Source organism: Geobacillus vulcani PSS1 (assembly GCF_000733845.1).
GTDB classification, from domain to species: Bacteria; Bacillota; Bacilli; order Bacillales; family Anoxybacillaceae; genus Geobacillus; species Geobacillus vulcani.
The window spans coordinates 2602076-2622078 of sequence record NZ_JPOI01000001.1 but is presented as its reverse complement, the minus strand read 5'-3'; the positions used below and the strand labels follow the sequence as shown (position 1 = coordinate 2622078).

The 20003-nt window shown below is 54.4% G+C and carries 15 protein-coding genes and 1 pseudogene; 3 read left to right on the top strand and 13 right to left on the bottom strand.

Going from position 1 to position 20003, the window contains the following annotated elements; genetic code table 11:
* Positions 1 to 60: 60 nt before the first annotated feature.
* From N685_RS0114005 to N685_RS0113975, 7 genes and pseudogenes are all read right to left on the bottom strand, one after another.
* On the bottom strand, positions 61 to 4218 hold the full coding sequence (locus N685_RS0114005; protein ID WP_031409343.1) for a tetratricopeptide repeat protein: 4158 nt from the start codon (positions 4216 to 4218) through the stop codon (positions 61 to 63).
* 150 nt (positions 4219 to 4368) lie between these two features.
* A complete protein-coding gene (locus N685_RS0114000; protein ID WP_031409341.1) occupies positions 4369 to 5121 on the bottom strand; it encodes an alpha/beta hydrolase in 753 nt (250 codons plus the stop codon).
* A gap of 86 nt (positions 5122 to 5207) precedes the next feature.
* The gene (locus tag N685_RS0113995) at positions 5208 to 5711 is read right to left on the bottom strand and encodes a metal-dependent hydrolase (RefSeq protein ID WP_031409339.1); all 504 of its coding nucleotides are present in this window, start codon (positions 5709 to 5711) and stop codon (positions 5208 to 5210) included.
* Positions 5712 to 5760: 49 nt separating this feature from the next.
* Positions 5761 to 6132, bottom strand: a pseudogene (locus N685_RS0113990) (hemerythrin domain-containing protein); the annotation flags it as partial.
* Between the two features lie 113 nt (positions 6133 to 6245).
* Positions 6246 to 7040, bottom strand: a complete 795-nt coding sequence (locus tag N685_RS0113985; protein WP_031409335.1) for a uroporphyrinogen-III synthase — start codon at positions 7038 to 7040, stop codon at positions 6246 to 6248.
* A gap of 176 nt (positions 7041 to 7216) precedes the next feature.
* Positions 7217 to 7465: a hypothetical protein gene (locus N685_RS0113980; RefSeq protein ID WP_031409333.1), complete on the bottom strand. Its 249-nt coding sequence runs from the start codon at positions 7463 to 7465 to the stop codon at positions 7217 to 7219.
* A gap of 157 nt (positions 7466 to 7622) precedes the next feature.
* Positions 7623 to 9989, bottom strand: a complete 2367-nt coding sequence (locus N685_RS0113975) for an immune inhibitor A domain-containing protein (protein WP_033842344.1) — start codon at positions 9987 to 9989, stop codon at positions 7623 to 7625.
* Between the two features lie 258 nt (positions 9990 to 10247).
* Here N685_RS0113975 and N685_RS0113970 point away from each other — a divergent pair, with 258 nt between their 5' ends.
* Positions 10248 to 11552 (top strand): ATP-binding protein, encoded by a 1305-nt coding sequence (locus N685_RS0113970; RefSeq protein ID WP_031409330.1) that lies wholly within the window; start codon positions 10248 to 10250, stop codon positions 11550 to 11552.
* 253 nt (positions 11553 to 11805) lie between these two features.
* Positions 11806 to 12555: a type I methionyl aminopeptidase gene (gene map, locus N685_RS0113965; protein ID WP_031409327.1), complete on the top strand. Its 750-nt coding sequence runs from the start codon at positions 11806 to 11808 to the stop codon at positions 12553 to 12555.
* A gap of 148 nt (positions 12556 to 12703) precedes the next feature.
* Here the strand turns inward: map and N685_RS0113960 are convergent, their stop codons facing one another.
* Entirely contained in the window at positions 12704 to 13105 is a 402-nt protein-coding gene (locus tag N685_RS0113960) for a secondary thiamine-phosphate synthase enzyme YjbQ (protein ID WP_031409325.1), read from the bottom strand.
* A 96-nt stretch (positions 13106 to 13201) separates the two neighbouring features.
* Here N685_RS0113960 and N685_RS0113955 point away from each other — a divergent pair, with 96 nt between their 5' ends.
* On the top strand, positions 13202 to 14203 hold the full coding sequence (locus N685_RS0113955) for an MBL fold metallo-hydrolase (protein ID WP_031409324.1): 1002 nt from the start codon (positions 13202 to 13204) through the stop codon (positions 14201 to 14203).
* Between the two features lie 56 nt (positions 14204 to 14259).
* Here the strand turns inward: N685_RS0113955 and N685_RS0113950 are convergent, their stop codons facing one another.
* The 5 genes from N685_RS0113950 to N685_RS0113930 form a co-directional block, all read right to left on the bottom strand.
* Positions 14260 to 15108 (bottom strand): TIGR03943 family putative permease subunit, encoded by an 849-nt coding sequence (locus N685_RS0113950; RefSeq protein ID WP_031409322.1) that lies wholly within the window; start codon positions 15106 to 15108, stop codon positions 14260 to 14262.
* A gap of 15 nt (positions 15109 to 15123) precedes the next feature.
* Positions 15124 to 15990 (bottom strand): permease, encoded by an 867-nt coding sequence (locus tag N685_RS0113945; protein WP_031409320.1) that lies wholly within the window; start codon positions 15988 to 15990, stop codon positions 15124 to 15126.
* 132 nt (positions 15991 to 16122) lie between these two features.
* On the bottom strand, positions 16123 to 17994 hold the full coding sequence (locus N685_RS0113940; RefSeq protein ID WP_031409318.1) for a PTS fructose transporter subunit IIABC: 1872 nt from the start codon (positions 17992 to 17994) through the stop codon (positions 16123 to 16125).
* A gap of 22 nt (positions 17995 to 18016) precedes the next feature.
* The gene (gene pfkB, locus N685_RS0113935; protein ID WP_031409316.1) at positions 18017 to 18928 is read right to left on the bottom strand and encodes a 1-phosphofructokinase; all 912 of its coding nucleotides are present in this window, start codon (positions 18926 to 18928) and stop codon (positions 18017 to 18019) included.
* A complete protein-coding gene (locus N685_RS0113930) occupies positions 18925 to 19677 on the bottom strand; it encodes a DeoR/GlpR family DNA-binding transcription regulator (protein WP_031409314.1) in 753 nt (250 codons plus the stop codon). Before N685_RS0113930 ends, pfkB begins: the two co-directional genes overlap by 4 nt.
* Positions 19678 to 20003 lie beyond the last annotated feature (326 nt).

Sequence of the window (20003 nt, the reverse complement as noted above, 5' to 3'; positions counted from 1 at the left end):
ACGGTTCTTCTCTTCCCATAACGATAACAAACTTTCCATCAAAAGAAAAGCAAAAATCCATCACGTTCTCCCCAAGGGGTGAAACACCGGTTCGTCAGCCGCCAACATGGCAAGCTCTCCGCTTTCATCGGCCGCTAACGCCTCCTCAAGCTCTTGCTTCGCCTCATCGAAGCGCCCAAGCAGCGCGAGATAGCGGGCTCGTTCATAGCGAAGTCGAGCATCTTTAGCCGCGTGGACGCACCGTTCAATTGCCGCGAGCGCCTGATCGATGAACCCTGCCGCTTCATAAGCAGCCGCCAGGTGCATATGAAATTCTTCGTCCTCGGGGTACCAATCAGCGTAGCGCTCCCAAAGCGACGCCGCTTCTTGAACGCGCCCCGTTTCCCGATACTGTTCGCCAAGCAACATGAGCGCCTCACGGGCGAGCGGTTCTTCCGCCACGATCTCCTGCAGCTGCCGCTCAGCTTTCTCGTGCTGCCCTTCTTGAAGCCAAACGACCGCCTGCCACACGCGCAGTTCGATATCGTCCGGGTCATCAGCCACTAGCCGCTCAAGCCACCGCTTGGCCTCTTGGCGCTTTTTCTCCTCATCGGCCTTCAACAAGTGTTCGACGAATTCACGCGCCAATGAAGGATCCCAAACGCGGGCAAGCGCTTTGCGCCACGTTTTGACGGCATCGTCCTCCAGCTCGATCGCCGCATAAAGGCGGGCGAGCTGCCCATAGGCTTCCGCATGGCTGGGATTGAGGCGAATCGCCTCCTCATACAAATCAATGACGATCGAAAACAAGGAAAACCTGCCCATCCATTCTTTCGCTTTTGTCCACCACCGCACCGGCTCGTCGTTTTCGTTCCGTTCCTCTTCCAAATACGGAAGGAGAGAGGCGGCCGCGTTCCGATAAATAACGCTTTTCGCCTCGCAGCTTGTCTTTAGCCGCTCCAACCGATGGCGAAGCTTCCCTAAACCGCGCATCGTTTTCGGAAACAGAGCGACGTACGCCGGATACAACGATTCGTCGTCAGGATACCGAGCGATCAGCTGTTCAAGCAGCTTGACCGCCTCTTTTGTGCACCCTTGCCGGCCGAGCACATGGGCCCAATGCCGGAGCACTTCACGGTCATCCGGCGCAAGGGCAAGCGCCTTCTCGACCGCCGTCTTTTCTTGATCGCGGCGTCCGAGCGCTTCATAGACGTATCCGAGGCTGTCATAATACCAAGCCTCACCTGCATGCGGACGGGTATCGGCCAATGCCTGAAGCAGCGCTGAAGGCTCTATGATCGCTGCGAGTTGTTCGATATCCACACGCAGCGGGGCAAGACGAACCGCCTGAAGCAAATGCGCGTGCTGCCGCTCTTCGTTTCCCTCCGCCTCATAGAGCGCAGCTAAGCGAAAATGGCAGGGGGCGAACGACGGATCGGCTTTGAGACACGCTTCATAATGTTGTTTCGCCTCTTCGTAGCGGCCAAGCGAGGCGCACAGCTCCGCCAGCCGGAAGAAGGAAAGCGCATGGCCCATGGCGGCGGCTTCCCGGTAAACCTCCATGGCTTTGGACGGCCGTCCTTGCCGTTCATAAAGGACGCCAAGGGCGGAATAGGCCGAAGCGAGTTTCGGGCGTGTCGACACAAGCTGCTCCAAAAATGTCCGTCCGCGTTCGAAAAGAATCGGCGTTGTCAACAGCTCAAGATAAAACTCATACGCTTCTTCCGCATCAAACTCGGCAAGGCGCAACCCTTCCTCCAACAACGAAAGCGCTGTGTTCCGCTCTTCCTCTTCCTCGGCGAAGCCATGGGCGACAAGCCATCTTCCCGCATTGAGGCAATATTCGCTGTTGTCGGCAAAACGAGTGCGCTGCTCGATTACATACCGACGCGCCGCTTCCGCATCGCCACGCTCAGCAAGGGCGGCCGCCAAGCCGAGATGGGCGAACACGTCCTCACTATCGTGGCGGATCGCTTCTTCGTAACACGAAACGGCTCGTTCCGCCTCTCCTTCCTCCATATAGAGATCGCCAAGGCGGACGTAAAGCGGCGCCAACCGCCAGGCGGCGGCCAATCCCTCTTCCAGCACCGTTTTCGCTTTTTCCCGATCGCCGGCGTCATGATACAAGTCGGCCAACATCAAATACGGATACGGTTCCTGCGGGTCAAGCGTTTTGGCGACGCAAAAACCGCGTTCCGCCTTGCGTCGGCGGCCGAGCTCCTGATCGCAGCGGGCCCGCTCATACCAAAGCTGGGCATCCCGCCGTTCACGGCGAACAAGGTGGTCAAACCAGTCGCGCGCTTCCGCGAACCGCTTCGCGTAGAACAACAGTACACCATGGTTCGTTTCGATAAACAAATCGCCTGGATACAGGCTGACCGCCACGCGCGAAGAGACAAGCCCTTTCTCGATCTGGCCGGCGTACGCCGAGGCAAGCCCCCAATAGCTCCATACTTCCGGTTGGTCCGTATCAAGCTGGAGCGAGGCGCGAAAATAGCGGGCCGCCTCTTCGTAACGGCTGGCAAAAAAAGCGATTCGGCCGCGCAAATAATGGTAAATCGGGCTTTGCGCCTTTCCTTTCACCCGTTTGAGCACGTCTTCAGCCTGCTCCATTTCTTGTGTGTAAACGTACGCTTTCGCCGCCATCAGCAGCAAGTCGTTATGTTCGGGATACTCGCTCAAGACGCGCCCTGTGTAATCCAACACAAGCGGCTTCGCCTCATCGCTGCTAAAATGCTTCATGACATACAGCCATGTGTACGGGATGTGCTCATGCTTGCGCAAAAAGGCGACAAACGCGGCGAAATGCGCCTGTTCGTCCTCATCCATCTTTTCGGCTAACGCGTGCAATTCGCGGAAATAGCGGTCTTCCTCTTCGGGGAGCTCGGCGGCGAGCGCCGCTTTTTCCCGGGGAAGCGCAACAATCGACAAATAATGCGTCCCTGCATACCATTTGGCAAGCTCGTCCTCAGAAACGACAAACGGATCGAATAAATTGGGATCTTGCACGTAAAACGCCTCGAGCCGCTCGTCATAGCCAAAGAGCACCTGCACGTGCGATGACTGTTCATAATCGACGCTTAACAGCACCGGAACGCCTTCGTCAATCAACCGTTTCCAACGCAACGGCGAACCAATAAAAAAACGGCAAGTAAATCCAAGATCCTCCAAATATCGAACCGTCGTGGACAATTTTGATCCACGGACATCAAAAATATGTTGGGCCACTTCATCCTGCGTGCGGGGAGATCCAAGCAATCGAAGCATCATTTCCAAACTCGCCGGCACGCAATAGTTATGCTTTTGCACGACCGGCACAAGCGGCAGCACCACCGCCCGTTTACTTTGCCGCCCAAGCGCGCGGGCGTACGGCGTTTTTTCAAGCTGCGGCTCCGCTTTCACAAGCGATTCAAGTTTCTCCCACTCCCCAAGCCGATAATGCAGCTCTGCGCGCAAATGAGTAAAATAGCGGCGATGCATATGAAGCGGATTCAGGCGGTCAAGTTCATCCATCGCCGCGAGCGCCTCGCGGTAGGCGCGCACATCGCGCAGGCGGCGTACACGCTCAGCGTAAAACGCCAACACTTGCGGAAAGCGTCGCTTTCCTTCCTCCAAAACGGCAAGCGCCTCTTGATGACGGCCATCCAGAGCGTACAAATCCGAAAGCAACAAATAGCACATATCGCCGCGCTCCGGATCATCCATCCCAGCGCGAACCGCCTGTTCGGCGCGCTTCCGGTCGCCGGTCTCGATATAAAAGTAGCCCCACTTGTCATGCATCGGCACCGTCTCATAGCGGGCAACCACATCCATCCATTCCCGCGCCTCATCGATCCGCTGCATATCGAGCAAAGCGCGCACCAACGCAAACGCCGCCCGGGCGATCGATTCCCTCGGCTCCTTCACCCGGCCTTCGAGCGCTTCTGTAAGGCGCGGGACAAGCGCTTCTTCCACATCGAGCGGCCGGCGGTTCTCGAGCCACTCGTCGCACACCCAAGCGAGCGTCTGCAGCGTGTTGAACTTCCGGTGGGCGTACCGCGCGACAAGCCCGCTATGCCGGTACATGAGCGCATAATCAAACAACCGGACGAACGTCCGAAACGGTTCGATCGCATTCCATGACGCCATGAGCGACCGCCACTCGAATAATCCTACGTTTTCCAAATGCGGTTTTATTTTGTCAAGCGCCTCTATAATTCTCTTTTCTTGAACGAGCAACGAAATTTGTTCAATCGTCATGCAACATGAAGCTCCTTTATCATTTTTCACTATCACTAGTTTAGAACAAGCCGCCAAAAACAGCCACCTATTTTTTTAGAAAAATAACGACAACAGAACAGGAAATGACCCGCCCTGTTTGGACAGGACGGGCTGGAAACAGGCGCGTGTTTAGTTGGCATGCTTGGAGAAAAATTTGAGTGATCGTTCGATAATGATGGATTGATCGTAGTCAAGCGTCGCCACGTGATAGCTGTTTCGGAGTCGGACGATTTCTTTCTCCGTCGATGGAATGCCTTGAAAAATGATGTCGGCGTTTTCGGGCGGCACGACATGGTCTTCATCGGAAACGAAAATCAGCGCCGGGCAGGTGATGCGTCCGAGCTCGTTTTTCACTTGCTCCATCAATTGAGCCAGCTGAAGAAGCGACGCCGTCGGCGTTTTTTCGTACGCCAGCTCTTTGACATCTGGATTTTTCAAATCCGAACCGATGGAATCAAGATACCGCGGCACCTCGCCCCCGGCCGTCAGACCAGCGCGGATGGCCGGAATATCGATGGCGGCGTTGATCGGCACGATGCCGCGGATTTCCGGGTGCTGTTCCGCCAAATAAAGCGTGAGCGTCCCGCCCATCGACAGCCCGGTGACAAAAATGGTTTGGCATCGTTGTTTCAGCCATTCATATCCTTCTTCGACCGAGGCAATCCAATCGTGGAACGTCGTCCGCTCCATGTCTTCGTAATGCGTTCCGTGCCCTTTTAAGCGCGGCAGGCAAACGGTATAGCCGGCTTTCGCGTACGCTTCAGCGAGCGGACGCATGCTGTGGGGCGTGCCCGTGAATCCGTGCACGAGCAACACCCCGACCGGCCCATGTTCGGCGTAAAACGGCTCGGCGCCAGGGAGCACCGGGTATTGTTCGCTCATCTTCCTCTCCCCCTTATCTAGTCAATCCCGTTCCTTTCACCATATTCGCTGCCGCTCCTCTTTTTTCCTTTTTTTATCGAGCGCCGTTACCACATCGACAACCATGACCGCCACCATTCGTGAAACAAGCCGTTGACGCCAAAATAGACGAACCCGATCCAAGCGACGCCAACCAATGCTTTTTCCATCCCTTTTCCCGTCCGATAGAGCGGCACTTTCCACCGCTTGGACGAAAACGGCCAAAACAACGGCACCCCTTGAACGGAAAAAAAGTCTTCTATAATATGAAACAAATAACCAAGCACCAACCCGACCGCCAATGGCGATGCCGAATCGCGCCAAACAAGCGCAGCAAGCACCCCCCAGACGATGAGCGAATGCGTCATGCCGCGATGGCCAAACGCCTCCTTCACTTTGCCAGACACGCCAAATGAACGGCGGCCGACATACGAAGACGGCTCGTCAATATCAGGAAGAAGGCTGCCGATGGCAAGTCCCATCGTATAGGCGGCGGTAAACGGCAGCTCGGTATGCGCGGACACCGCCGCGCCGAGACATAATGTAGCGATGACATGGCTGGAGTATCGCAACGAAATCCCCTCAAACTTTGATCGTTTTCCCTATTATACCACAAAAAAGAATATTCTCCGGCAGCTGGGCGGTTTTTTCTAAAAACATGGAAAGGCGCGCTTTTGCCTGTTCGTGTTCGTATTCCATGACGGCGATAGGTCCGGTCGTCCGCCCGATGTACCGAGCCATCATCGGGAACAATACGCTTTCTTCCCGCTCTGAATGCGGATCTAGGGCGGCGACGAACGATTCAACTATTTCCCTTAACCCGGCGAGCAGCTTACGCCAGTTGCGGTCATCTGTCCCTTGGCCGATCGCTTCCGCTGTGGCAAGCAGCTGCTTCATTTGGACGCGCAGCCGGCCGTGTTCTTGTTTGAATTGCGCCAGGCCGGCGCATAGTTTCACCCCTTCAGGGCCGCCCATCTGGCAAAATGAATGCATCATCGATTCCTCCTTTTTATGAGCCGTGCGTTGTCTCCATTATACCGTGGGCGGCGCCATGACTGTTGTGAGCGATATCACACACTGAAGCAAAAAAAAAGCCCCAGTGGGGCTTATCGTTGAAAATAACGGGCAAGCGTCACGATCATCGCTCCCATCCGCTCATGTTCCGGAGCGATGACGCGATGGACTCCCTCTTCTTCCAATGCCTCTTTTGTCACTTTGCCGACGGCGCAGGCGACAACATCGGTGCGGAACGCCTCAAGCAGCGGGGCGATCTCTTTTTTCTCGCGGGCAAAGGAAAAGAAAAAACGGACTTGCATCGCCGATGTAAAACAGACAGCATCGACCTCGCGACCGACAACTTCATTGTATAGCGTCTCAAGCGTCTCCTCATCCGGAGCGACATGCCGGTATGGAAGCAGTTCCGTATAGGACGCGCCACGCTCAAGAAAAAATTGTCGAAGCGCCGGAGCGGTGTCGCCGTACAGTTGCACAACCACGTTCTTGTTCGCAAAGTCGTGCCTGCGAAGAACAGCAATCAACCCTTTCGTCGTCCCGTCCTCGCTTGCGGCCACCGGGGTGACGCCGATTTGTTTCAACGCCGTCACCGTTTTATAGCCGCGGGCAGCCACGTTCGCTTCCTTGATCGTTCGATGCCATTCAGCATCCATTCCCTCCCTGTCGGCTGCTTCCAACAGCGCCTCAAAGCCAATTCCCGTCGTAAATACGATCCAGTCCGGCCGCATGGCGATGACAGTTCGCATTTCCTCTCCCAATTCGCTTCCCTTTGAAAAGACGGTCCCTTGCGCCGGGCGGATCACGGCCGTTCCTCCTTGCTTTTCAATAAGAGTCGTCATTTCATCCAGTTTGCGTGAGGCGCACAAGGCAATCCGTTTGCCATGCAATGTCCATCCCCCCTATGGTCAGTCGTTCATCTTTTCCATTCTAAAAGATGGCGTTTGGCTATGCAATCAAAACCGTTGCGCTTTGTGACAGGCTGCCTTCCTCCTCGAAAGAATGTGTAGGGCATAGACAGCTTCAAACGCCATGAAAAAAACACGCGTCCTAAGGCGCGTGCCGTTCAGCGAGTATGTACGACAGCTTCCTCTCCCCGGCGATCAAAGGATCCGGTGATGCGCGTCGGCTCAACAGAAATGATCCGATCCAACGGAATATTCATCAGCCGCATTTGACGGTTGTAGACAAACAATTTACGGGCTTCCTGGTATAACTTGACCGGCAGCACGACCGCTTCCCCTTGATAGGTTTTTACACGCAACGGCTGCTTCTCGGCAATCCACGCCGACAGCTGTTGGCACAATTCTTTCATTCATTCGCTCTCCCTTCTCAAACATTCCTACATATGATTATAAAAGAGACCAACGGAAAAAGGGGCGAAGAAAAATCAACAAATTCGACGAGCGGATGACAAATCATGTCGATAAAAATTCAGCGCACGGAAACGTTCCGTGCGCCTCAAGATTTTGTCAGCGATAGATCAACACGCGCGCCGCAGTGCGGTCAGCGCTTTCACCGATCACGCGAATGTTTAAGCCGTAATTCGGCACGTTCCGTCCGGCGTCAGCCGCCCCTTTATTGTCATACGTTCGGCTGTCATCAAACACCGGCATTGGCGACGCATCGTTGTCGATCAGTTGCGAGCCGCCCATCTCGACGCGGAACGGTGCGCCTTTTTTCAAGCTGAACGCCGCATCGTGCACTTGATAGCGCGTCGAGGCCGCCGTGTTGCCCGACCATTTCAACGTGTGCTGGTCCGCATCGACGACGCCAAGGAACCCTTCTCCCGGGTGAACGCCTGTCCAGTTGTTGTCGTATCCTTCGTCAACATACCAAATGACAAGTCCCGGGTCATACGACAGCAATCGGCCGCCGCGCAAAATGTGAGCCAGCCCTTGATCGACGCCCCGGTGATTGCGCCATTCAAGCAAATAATAATGCTTCGAGCGCACGATGCCGTCGCTTTTCACGAAACCGTCCAAGGCGAAGGCGCTGCCGCCTTCCGCATCATCCGCAAGCACGGTTGTTCCATCTGCCGCCACTTGAATATTATCAATATACCAGCCGGCTTCCGACACAGCCACATCCGTTACGTAATGGAAACGGAGATCGATGATTTTGCCCGCATAGGCCGACAAGTCAAATTCGGCCTTCACCCAACCGTTCGATGCGCCGGTAATGCCGTTGCCCGGGTTTTGCCCATATGGATTGTCGGTCGTTGTAATGTTTCCTTTGACGGTCGTCCACGCACCCGCCCCGTGCTCCTTCACCTCTACCGAGGCGTAATCCCAGTCTTTCTCGATCGCATACCATGTATCAAACGTCAATACCGCTTGCGATGCACTTGTCAAATCAATGACAGTGGACATGGAAACATCCAAATGGTTCCCTTTGCCGGAGAAATACGCATAAGCACCACTGGCCGGGGTCGTAACGACCGTTTCTTTGTCCGGCAAGTTGATGCGCACGGCATCGTTGTTCGTCCCTTTTGTGTTCGCTTCATCGAGCACGACTTCCACGCCGTTTTGTGTCACTTCGTTCCACTCAACGGTTGTTCCGCTCAGCCAGTTGCTTCCGGGCATAGTTGACTGCAAAAACTGCTTCGCCCAAGCGCTGAAGCCGGTCGGTTCAGTGCCCGGAATGCGCCCCGCCCAGCTGCCGCTCGACATGATGGACCAATACGCGATCGGCTCGCCTAAACCAGAGTAAATCGTATCGTATTCATCCGGCAGCCCTAAATCGTGGCCGTACTCATGAGCAAACACCCCCGCCGCCCCGTCGGCCGGCTCGATCGTATAATCGTAAGCTGCCAGTTGACCGCGCCAATACGGCACATCCGTCGTCGTGTTCGGAATGCGGTACACGGATCCTAAATTCCAACGGTGCGACCAAATGGCATCGCCGCCAAGCGAACCACCGCCCGCCTCTTCACCGACGCTTGAGTGGATGATCATGAGATGATCGATCAAGCCGTCCGGCTCACGCGTGTTGCCGTCGCCGTCCAAATCATAGCGGTCCTCTTGGTCAAATTCGCGCAAATTGATGCTCGGATCTTTCGCAGCCGCCGCGAGCGCCTCGCGCACAAGCGCGCGCGGGTTCGCATCGTTCCCGTCGGGCGCCGGCACGTTGCCGCCGTAGTATTTGGCCGGATATTTCGCCTGATACCAGCCCGCCACTTTTCCTTCAATGGAATAGCTGCCGCCCGATTGTTCTTCATAATATTTTTTCACCGAAATGAGTTTCTCGCTGTTCGGCCCTTCGTAATAGCCGTCATCGCCGCCAAAAATCATGTCTTCGTAGTGCTCGCGCGTATAGTCTTTGTAATACATATCCGTTTCATTGGGCTGGATGCGATTGTGCGGGAAATCCGGATATTCGATGAGCAAAACGAGCACCCGATCGACTCGCTTGCCTCCGTTCCACGGCTCCGGTTGGACGGACGGCACGGAAGTTGTTTTCGACTGGCCAAGTTTTTTTCCTTTCCCATTCAGCACGCCGTTTTTCCGCTGCTGATCCTGCAGCGCTTCCGCACGCTTCTTCTCGTATTCGTACAATTCCCCCTTCTCCCGCGGCATGTGAGCCGCCTTTTGCCGCAAATAGTCGCGCACCGCTTGTTCCGCCTCAGCCGGAGTCGCATCGGCGCGAAGCGTTCCGCTTTTTTTCAACATCTCCGCCAGCTTCTCGTCGTTGGCGATCGCAAAATCGATCGCTCCCCCTTGCTTCACAGCTGGAATGCCGGAGGTGTTGGCCGCTTTCGGTGCTTCCGCCGGAGATGTCCACAGCCCGATGCCGAGGGACATCGCGGCAACAAGTGAAGTGATCGAACGCTTAGACAGAAAAACCCCTCCTCCATCAATAGAATATATACAATTAAAATATTACAGAATAATTTAAAAATAATGAACAGTTGTTTTCTGATAAATAGAAAATAGTTCTTTTTCCCTGCTCTTGTCGAAAAAACAAGATTTATATCAAAAAAAGGCTATGAATTCGACCTTAACATGCGGGGCAGTTTCCGGTTACAATGTAATATATTCGCAAGTTTTGTAGAAATTCTGCCTATGCAGCTTGACGATGGGAAAGAAGGTGCCGCGATGCTGAATATTTTCAAAGACTTTTTGCTCAACTTGTTTTTCATCCTTCTGCCGGTGTTTCTCGTTCCCCTCTGTATGGATCGGGAGAAGGGAGGACAACGGCTCCGCCTTTATTTGCCGACCATTTGTTACGCCGTCGTCATCGTGTTATGCATCACCCTTCCGGTCGGAGCAGAGAGTGATTTCATCTTTGACTTGCGGCAAGTTCCGTTATGGCTTGGCGGTCTGTACGGCGGAGCTGGGGCAGCGACGGTTTTAGCGTTTACGGCGATCGCCTACCGCGCGCTGTTCGGCGGAGCTGGTGTCTTTGTCACCACCGTCGTTTCCATCGCCATCGCTGCAACGAGCAGTTTATTAACCAAACGGTTCATCCGAATGCCGTCCAAACAGCGCACGTTGCTCGCTACCTCACTCAGCTTCGGCTCTGGTCTATTGACCATCGCCATGGCGGAGTGGATGGCGGCCGCGGGTTCCCCTCCGCCTTCCGTGGCACTCATCTTTTTGTTTGTGCAGCCCATCAGCATGCTCGTCGTTTGTTCGTTCTGGGAAATGATGCATCATAGCATCGCGCTGCGCAAACGAGTGATTCGCGCCGAGAAAATGGAAGCCGTCACCCATTTGGCCGCCTCCATCTCCCATGAAATTCGCAATCCACTCACCGCGGCGCGTGGGTTTATCCAACTGATCGAAGAGCAGCCGCTCGCTGCCGATAAACGCCGCCAGTATGCGCGCATCGCCATTGAGGAGCTTGATCGAGCGGAAGCGATCATCACCGATTACTTAACGTTCGCCAAGCCGGCGCCCGAGACGCCGGAAAAGCTGAACGTGAAACTTGAGATCGAGCGGGTCATTGACATTCTCCGCCCGCTCGCCAATATGAGCTGCGTCAATATTCAAGCGACGCTTGCCCCCTTTTCCGTCATCGGTGAGCGCGAAAAATTCCGCCAATGTCTGCTCAACGTGATGAAAAACGCCATCGAAGCGATGCCCAACGGCGGGACCCTGCAAGTGTTCGTCTCCATTGACAGCGGCCGTGTGCTCATCCGCATTGCTGACACCGGCATCGGCATGACGAAAGAACAGCTCGATCGACTTGGCGAACCGTATTTTACGACGAAAGGCGCCAAAGGCACTGGGCTCGGGATGATGGTCGTTTACCGCATCGTCGAATCGATGAACGGAACGATCCTCATCGAAAGCGAAGTACATAAAGGGACAACGGTGTCCATTTATTTGCCGCTCGCACCGTCTCCTTCTTCCGCGGCGATTTCCGATAAAGAAAAACAGCTGTTTGCCGCCTTGTGACATAGCAGAGACCAGCCGTAAAAGCTTTTGCAGACAAGGACCAGCATATCGAAGTTCTGGATGCCCACCCATCAAAGGGGCTTTTCTTTTTTTCGGTCATCTTTTCCTTTCGTCGCCCCTTTCGCATACTATTTTGGGGTGAAATCTTGGAATAGATCCCCAGTTCAGAACGGATCGCCGCGGTTTCACATCACAGTTCTTTTTGCTACAATACTATCGAAGCGAAACACATCGAGGAAAAGGAGACAGTTGCATGATTCACGTCAAAACCGAACGGGAAATTCAATTGATGCACGAGGCGGGGAAACTCTTGGCCGCCTGTCATCAAGAGATTGCCAAGCGCATCAGACCGGGCGTCACAACAATGGACATCGACCGGTTCGTCGAAACGTTTTTGGCCAAATACGGCGCCAAACCGGAACAAAAAGGATACCGCGGCTATCCGTATGCAACATGCGCTTCCATTAACGATGAAATTTGCCACGGGTTTCCGCGCAATGAGCCGCTGAAAGAAGGCGATATCGTCACGATCGACTTTGTCGTCAATTTGCGTGGAGCGCTCGCCGATTCCGCCTGGACGTACGCCGTCGGCGACGTCGGCAAAGACGTGAAAAAGCTGCTTGACGTCACCGAACAGTCGCTCTATAAAGGGATCGAGCAAGCGGTTCTTGGCAATCGAATCGGCGACATCGGCCACGCCATTCAGACGTACGTCGAAGCGCACGGCTTTTCCGTCGTCCGCGATTTCACCGGACACGGCATCGGCCCGACGATCCACGAAGAGCCGTATGTCCCCCACTTCGGTGAAAAAGGAAAAGGGATGCGTTTAAAGGAAGGGATGGTCATCACGATCGAACCGATGGTCAACATGGGGGCATGGCAAAGCAAAATGGATCCGAACGGCTGGACGGCGCGGACGATCGACGGCTCGTATTCAGCGCAATATGAACATACGATCGCCATTACGAAAAACGGACCGCTCATTTTAACGACGCTGGCGTAAGATTGCGACGCCAGCCGGCTTTTTGCCAATAGAAAAACCCGGGCAAACGATTCGCCCGGGGCTTTTCTATGCTTTCTCCCATTGGCTGACGATATGATTCAGCCATCGTTTTTTCTTATTTTAATATTTACATAATATAATTATGGTTTCATCCTCTAATAACTTTCACGTAAAACGTGCGTTGGCGCGGCCCATCGTACTCGCAAAAATAGACCCCTTGCCACCGCCCAAGGAGCAGGCGGCCTTCATGAATGATGACGTGCTGCGAGGCACCAACCGTGCTCGCTTTCATGTGGGCAGCCGTGTTTCCTTCCATATGGCGATCAAGCGGATGCTCCCATGGATAGATTTCATCAAAGCGGCGCATCATGTCGCGCTTGACATCCGGATCCGCGTTTTCGTTAATGGTGATGCCAGCCGTTGTATGCGGACAATAGACAACAGCGACCCCTTCGGTCACGTTAGCCTGGCGCACCGTCTCCTCGACGAATGAAGTAACGTCGATCATCTCATCCCGCTTTGCTGTGCGGATTGTAAACGAACGAAGCATACATTCCACCACCTGCCTGGGCAAACATTTTGTATTTCGCAAGAAAGGTTTGCTACTCTAAATAATAATAACGCAAAAAAATGGAGTGAGAAACCGTTGGCGAAGCGCTATGAAAACTTAGACGGCGTCTCGACGCACAAAACATGGGCCGATTTTCGCCGTTGGCAGCGGGAGCGGAAACAAAAACAAAAAGATTTGTCCTATGTCGTGCCGCATGTTTCACCCCCTCAATACGAGCGGCTTCAGAAGCCGAACGGACGGCCGCAGCTCTGCTGGGTCGGCCATTCGACTTTTGTCGTTCAACTTCATGGCATCACCATCGTCACCGATCCCGTCTGGGCGAATTGGATGGGCGCGGCCAAACGCTTGACGGCTCCCGGTGTTCCGCTTGATAAGATGCCGCCTGTAGACGTTGTGCTCATTTCCCACGGCCACTATGACCATTTGCATTTCGGCAGCCTCCGCCGTTTGCACGGCGACCCGCACATATTCGTGCCCGAGGGGCTCGGCCGCCTATTCCGCCGCCGCGGCTACCGCCATGTCACCGAACTGTCATGGTGGGAAACGGCGTCTTTCCGCGGTCTGTCCTTGACGTTCGTTCCCGCCCAACATTGGACGCGGCGGACGTTGTGGGACACGAACACCTCGCACTGGGGCGGATGGGTGATCAAGGCAGACGCCGCCCCCACCATCTACTTCGCCGGCGACAGCGGCTACTTCCGCGGCTTTCGCGACATCGGCGAACGCTTTTCTATCGACTATGCGCTCTTGCCGATCGGCGCGTATGAGCCGGAATGGTTTATGGGACCGCAGCACACCACACCGGAAGAAGCAGTGCAGGCGTTTTTGGACTGCCGGGCTCGCCTGTTTGTGCCGATGCATTACGGAGCGTTCCGCCTCGCCGATGACACGCCGAAAGAGGCGCTCGACCGCCTATGGACCGAGTGGCGGCGGCGCGGGTTGGAAGAGGAGCGCTTGCTTTGCTTGAAGCTCGGCGAGGTGTTCGATGCCACCCAAGCGTTGACGGCCCTCTTCCAATTCAACCATACGTTCAGCCAAACAGGCGCAGTCACCACGGAGAAACAACAAGCATGGTAAAAAGAATGATCGCAACATTATCGAAAAGAGCGGGCCATTCCGTCCGCGGCCCGCTCTTATTCATTGAATTGGCGGTAAACGTATGGGTCCTTCGGTTTGGACACCCGCTCCCATGACGTCACCTTGACATACGGAAGCGTCATATGAAATGGCTGGTAATACATGGTGGATAGCGTACCTTTCACATGAACCCACTCATCATTTTGCAGCGGCACCGTCTTTGGAAACTGAAGAAGCAACCCATATACTCCGGAATCGGCAACACAATGAATGATCCCAAAGCGAAGGAGAAACGCCTCATTGGTGCGCGTCGTTTCCTCACGGTAGACAAACCCGGTGAATTCAATGTCGCGGGCGGCGAATGCACCGGGAAACTGATAAATCGTTTCCATGACATTTAAATAGTTTTGATCATTCAACTGCAAGCGAGCAAGACGACCGTATTTTTTCAGCTCTTTTTCCATGGCATTTTGATAATCGTCCCGCCCATAATACATGCTCGTATCCGGACGCAAAAACTGACGCTGGGCAAACGGATCGCTGCTGTCAGCCGTCATCCCAGGAACATGAATCCCTTTTGCCTTTACGATTTCAGAATCTAGCGTCGCAACGGGAAACAAGAAGGCGGAAGCCAGCGGAAAAACAAAAATAAGGTAATTTACCGCCCGCTTCCAGCGCGCGGACGGCTCATGATGGTGATGGCCGCAGCACTCTTCCCCATGATCGCGCGGTTCCTCGTTGCGGCTTGCCAGCACAAATTGCACAATCGTTAAAAAAGCAAACACAAACATCGCACTAAACGAAATATACGAATACCGCATATTAATGTATTTGCTCAACTCTCCAGTAATGTATAAATGAAAAAACAAAAACGCAAACCCAAGCAAAATATACATGCGAATCATGCCGCCACCTCCTTGCTAGATCAATAGCGAACCAGCAAACACGAACAACGTGATATAAGCAATCAGCTTCCACACAAACCGGGCGCGGAACGACTGGAACAACATGAGCGTATTTTTCACATCGAGCATCGGCCCGTAAACGAGAAACGCGGCCAACGCGTGAAACGGAAACGTGCTTTGAAACGACGAGGCGATAAACGCGTCCGCCTCGGAACAGAGCGACAGGACAAAGGCAAGTGCCATCATGACCAAAGAGGCCGCCACTTTCCCATTGCCGATCGCCACAAGCGCCGACGTTTTCACATACGTTTGCATCGCCGAAGCAATGAACGCCCCAATGATCAAATACTTCCCGGTCGCAAAAAATTCATCGATCGTATGGCGCAGGGTGCCGACCATTTTCTCTTTCCACGTACGGGGCATCATCGGCATCTCACGCCGCTCATGGCGCAACTCGCTGCCTTCATGCCGAATCGCCATCACGGCGCCGACAGCGGCGGCGACAGCGCAAGCGAACAGCGCCCGACACAATACCATCGTCCAACTGCTTCCGAAAGCGATATACGTCGAAAACAGCACAACCGGATTGATGACCGGTGCCGTTAACATAAACGGCACCGCCGCGTAAAGCGGCACCCCTTTCGCGACGAGCCGCCGAGTGATCGGCACGATGCTGCATTCGCATGAAGGGAAAAACACCCCGAGCAACGTGGCATAAACAATGGCCAAAAAGCGGTTTTTCGGCACCCACCGTTGTACGGTCTCTTCACTGACAAACATTTGAATGACTCCGGAAACAAACACCCCGAGCACAACGAACGGCAACGATTCAATCAATATGCTGATAAAAATCGTATTCAGCTGCAAGAACGTGTTCATCATGGGTTCTCCTCTCATTTACAACCGTTCATTTTATCATGAGAAATGACCATTGTCATGAAAATTTGGTAAGAAAAATAGCAAACTCCATAACAAAAAAGGCGCTCCGCCTTTGGCGAAACGCCTCTTCTTCTATTATTCTTCCACTTCTTTTTTCCACAACCCGACCATCAATGCGGTTATGATGGAACCAATCAAAATAGCCAAGATATAAAGCCATGCGCTGCCTTTGACGATCGGGATGACGAAAATCCCGCCGTGCGGCGCCGGCAGCCCGATATGGAACCACATCGTCAACGCTCCAGCAACCGCCGAGCCGACGATAATCGATGGAATGACCCGCACCGGGTCAGCGGCGGCAAACGGAATCGCCCCTTCGGTAATGAACGAAGCGCCCATGATATAGCACGTTTTTCCGGCTTCCCGCTCGGCTTTCGTGAATTTCTTTTTAAAGAACGTTGTCGCCAGCGCCAATCCGAGCGGGGGCACCATCCCGCCAGCCATAATCGCTGCATGCGGCGCAAAGTTGCCAGCTTCAATCATCGCCAGGCCAAACGTATACGCCGCTTTGTTGATCGGTCCGCCCATATCGACCGCCATCATGCCGCCCAACACCGCGCCAAGCAGCACTAAGTTGGCGGTTCCCATGCCGGAAAGCCAATGTTTCAGCCCTTCATTCAACGCCTTGACAGGATCGATGACCACATACATCATAATGACGCCGGTGAGGAAAATGCCGAATACCGGATAGAGCAGCACCGGTTTAATCCCTTCAAGCGACTGCGGCAACCGGCTGAACAGTTTGCGTAGCCCGACGACCAAATACCCGGCCAGAAAGCCAGCGATCAATCCGCCCAAGAAACCCGCCCCGCCGTTCGCCGCCAGAAAACCGCCGACCATCCCCGGCGCAAACCCCGGCCGGTCGGCAATGCTCATGGCAATGAATGCGGCCAGCACAGGAACCATTAACGCAAACGCATTGCCGCCGCCAATGTCCATCAACAATTTAGCAAACGGATGATACGACGGGTCTTTCGGATCAAACGCTTTAATGCCGAAGGTGAAGGAAAGCGCAATCAAAATCCCGCCGCCGACGACAAACGGAAGCATATTCGATACACCGTTCATCAAATGCTTGTAAAAACCGGTGCGCGGCTTCGCCGCTCCCGCGCTGCCTCGCGCCTGGCCGCTCGCCCGATAAATCGGTGCGTCTTGACGCAACGCCTGCTCGATCAGCTTTTCCGGCTGACGAATCGCCTGGGCGACGGGCACTTGAATGACGTGTTTGCCGTCGAAGCGGTCCATTTCGACTTGTTTATCGGCTGCGACAATGATCGCCGTTGCCTCTTCAATCTCCTGCGCGGTCAGAGCGTTTTTCACTCCATCGGAGCCGTTTGTCTCGACTTTGATCGGCACCCCCATTTCCGCCGCTTTCGCTTTCAGCGCATCCGCCGCCATATACGTATGGGCAATCCCGGTCGGGCAGGCGGTGACGGCGAGCACCTTCCGGCCGCTGCTAGCCGATGCGGCCTGCGGCGACGATGCGTTCCCTTCGCTCTCTTTTGCCGCCAGCAAACCGATGACTTCCTCTTCACTTGAAGCGTTTTCAAGCTGAGCGCGGAACGACGCATCCATCAGCAGCGAAGACAATCGGGCCAGCGCCTGCAAATGCGTCTCCTCCCCACCTTCTGGAGCCGCGATCATGAAAAACAAATGGCTTGGCTTGCCGTCCAGCGACTCGTAATCAATGCCGGCGACTGAACGGCCGAACGCCACCGCTGGGCGCTTGACCGCCGCCGTTTTGGCGTGCGGAATGGCGATGCCCTCGCCGACGCCGGTCGTGCTTTGTTGTTCACGCGCCCAAATGGCTTGTTTGAACGCCTCGACATCGCTGACCGCTCCCGCTTCGGCGAGCTTCGCCGCCAACTCATCAATCACTTCGCTCTTTGTCTTCGCCTGAAGCTGAAGAATGATCGTTTCTTTCGTCAACAAATCGGTCATGTTCATTTTTGCGCTCCCCCTTTGTTTCTTATAAATGCATCATGCGGACACGGCCGACGAGCGTTTCCACTTCTTCTTTCGTGCATAAATCCTCGGAAAATGCGGTCGCGCTTCCGGCCGCCACGCTGTAGGCGAATGCTTCCTCGAGCGATTTTCCGCTCTCTTGGGCGGCTAAAAAGCCCGCTACCATGGAATCGCCCGCCCCGACCGAGTTTCTGACCGTTCCCTTGGGCGCTTCGGCAAACAGTTCCGCCTCCTCGCCGAAATAAAACGCTCCCGCGCCGCCCATCGACACAATGACATGACGAACGCCCATCTCGGTCAAACGGCGGCCATAGATGACGACTTCTTCTTTCGTCAGTGCAGAGACGCCAAACAGCTCAGCAAGCTCATGATGGTTCGGCTTGACAAGAAACGGTTGATACGCCAGCAGCGACTCGAGCGCCGAACCGCTCGTATCGATGACAAGACGGGCTTGCCGCTTCGCTGCCTCCGCGGCCAGCTGTTCATATACCTCCACTGGCAACGAAGGCGGGGCACTTCCCGCAAGCACAAGGACGTCACCAGCGGAAAGCGCCGCGATTTTCGCAGTCAGCCGCATAGCCTCCTCGCTGGCGATCACCGGGCCTTGACCGTTAATTTCCGTCTCAATCCCGGCTTTCAGCTTTACATTGATGCGCGTCGGGCCGGGAATACGAACGAAATCGCACGCGATTCCTTCGTTTCGGAGCTCGCTTTCGATAAACGCGCCGGTAAATCCGCCGGCAAACCCGAGCGCCGTGCTGTCGACGCCGAGGCGTTTGAGCACACGCGACACGTTAATGCCTTTGCCGCCCGGAAATGTCAACGTTTTCAAAGCACGATTCAGTTCACCGACGCGCAGTTCATCCATATGGACAATATAATCAACCGATGGATTGAGCGTACACGTGTAAATCATGGTGTCACAACCTCTACCGTCGTTTTTGCCTGATACCACTGCTGCCAATCTTCATCCAACTGATCGGTAATCAAAACCGCCTCATGCAAATCGGCAATTTTCGCAAACGCGCTTTCGTTCAACTTCGAATGGTCAGCTAGCACATACGCACGTTGCGCCAGCTGCATCGCCGTATATTTCACCAACGCCTCTTCCGGATCCGGCGTCGTATAGCCGTAGTCGTAATGAACACCGTTGGCGCCGATGAAGCATTGGTCAAAGCGGTACTGCCGCAGCGACTCGATGGCGCCGCGACCGATCAACGCCTTCGTTTTCGGCTTGATCATGCCGCCAATCAAATACGTCGTCACGTTGTGCTCAAGCAACCGATCGACATGCATCACGCCGTTCGTGACAACGATGACCTCTTTGTCAGCCAAGTGCGGAATCATTTCCCACGTCGTTGTCCCCGCATCTAAATAGATGCAGTTTCCTTTTTTCACCAAACTAGCCGCATGCGCGGCAATCCGCCGTTTTTCTTCGATATATTTCAGCGATTTTTCCGATACGCTTAACTCTTCGCGTTTCTGCTGCAACAAGGCCGCCCCGCCATGCACGCGGCGCAGTTTCTTTTCATTTTCAAGCTGCGTCAAATCACGGCGAATCGTCGACTCCGACGCTCCGGTCGCGTCAACGAGCTCTTGCAGCTTGATGACCCCTTTTTGCGCCAAAAGCTCCAAAATGAGGCGGTGGCGTTCTTCCGTCAGCACATTCCCACCTCCGATCATCGGCGATATCGCTTACAACTCTATCATATGCCAAGAGGGAGAAAAAATCAATCAAAAACATTCATTTTCTATCAATATCAATCAAATAAAGAATTTAATCAATCAAAATCGATCAAAACCTCATCCATAAGTAAATGTTCCTCTCTACTCCCAGCACATGAACATCACAGCCCACCAACGCTTGATTTTTCACAGAAAGGTCCATGGGCAATGGTTTGCCCTCCACCCGAGGATTGAAAATCACCGCTTGCCGGCGCGGGATTTTCACGGAAAGCCAAAAATAAAAACACTTGCCATCGGCAAGTGCC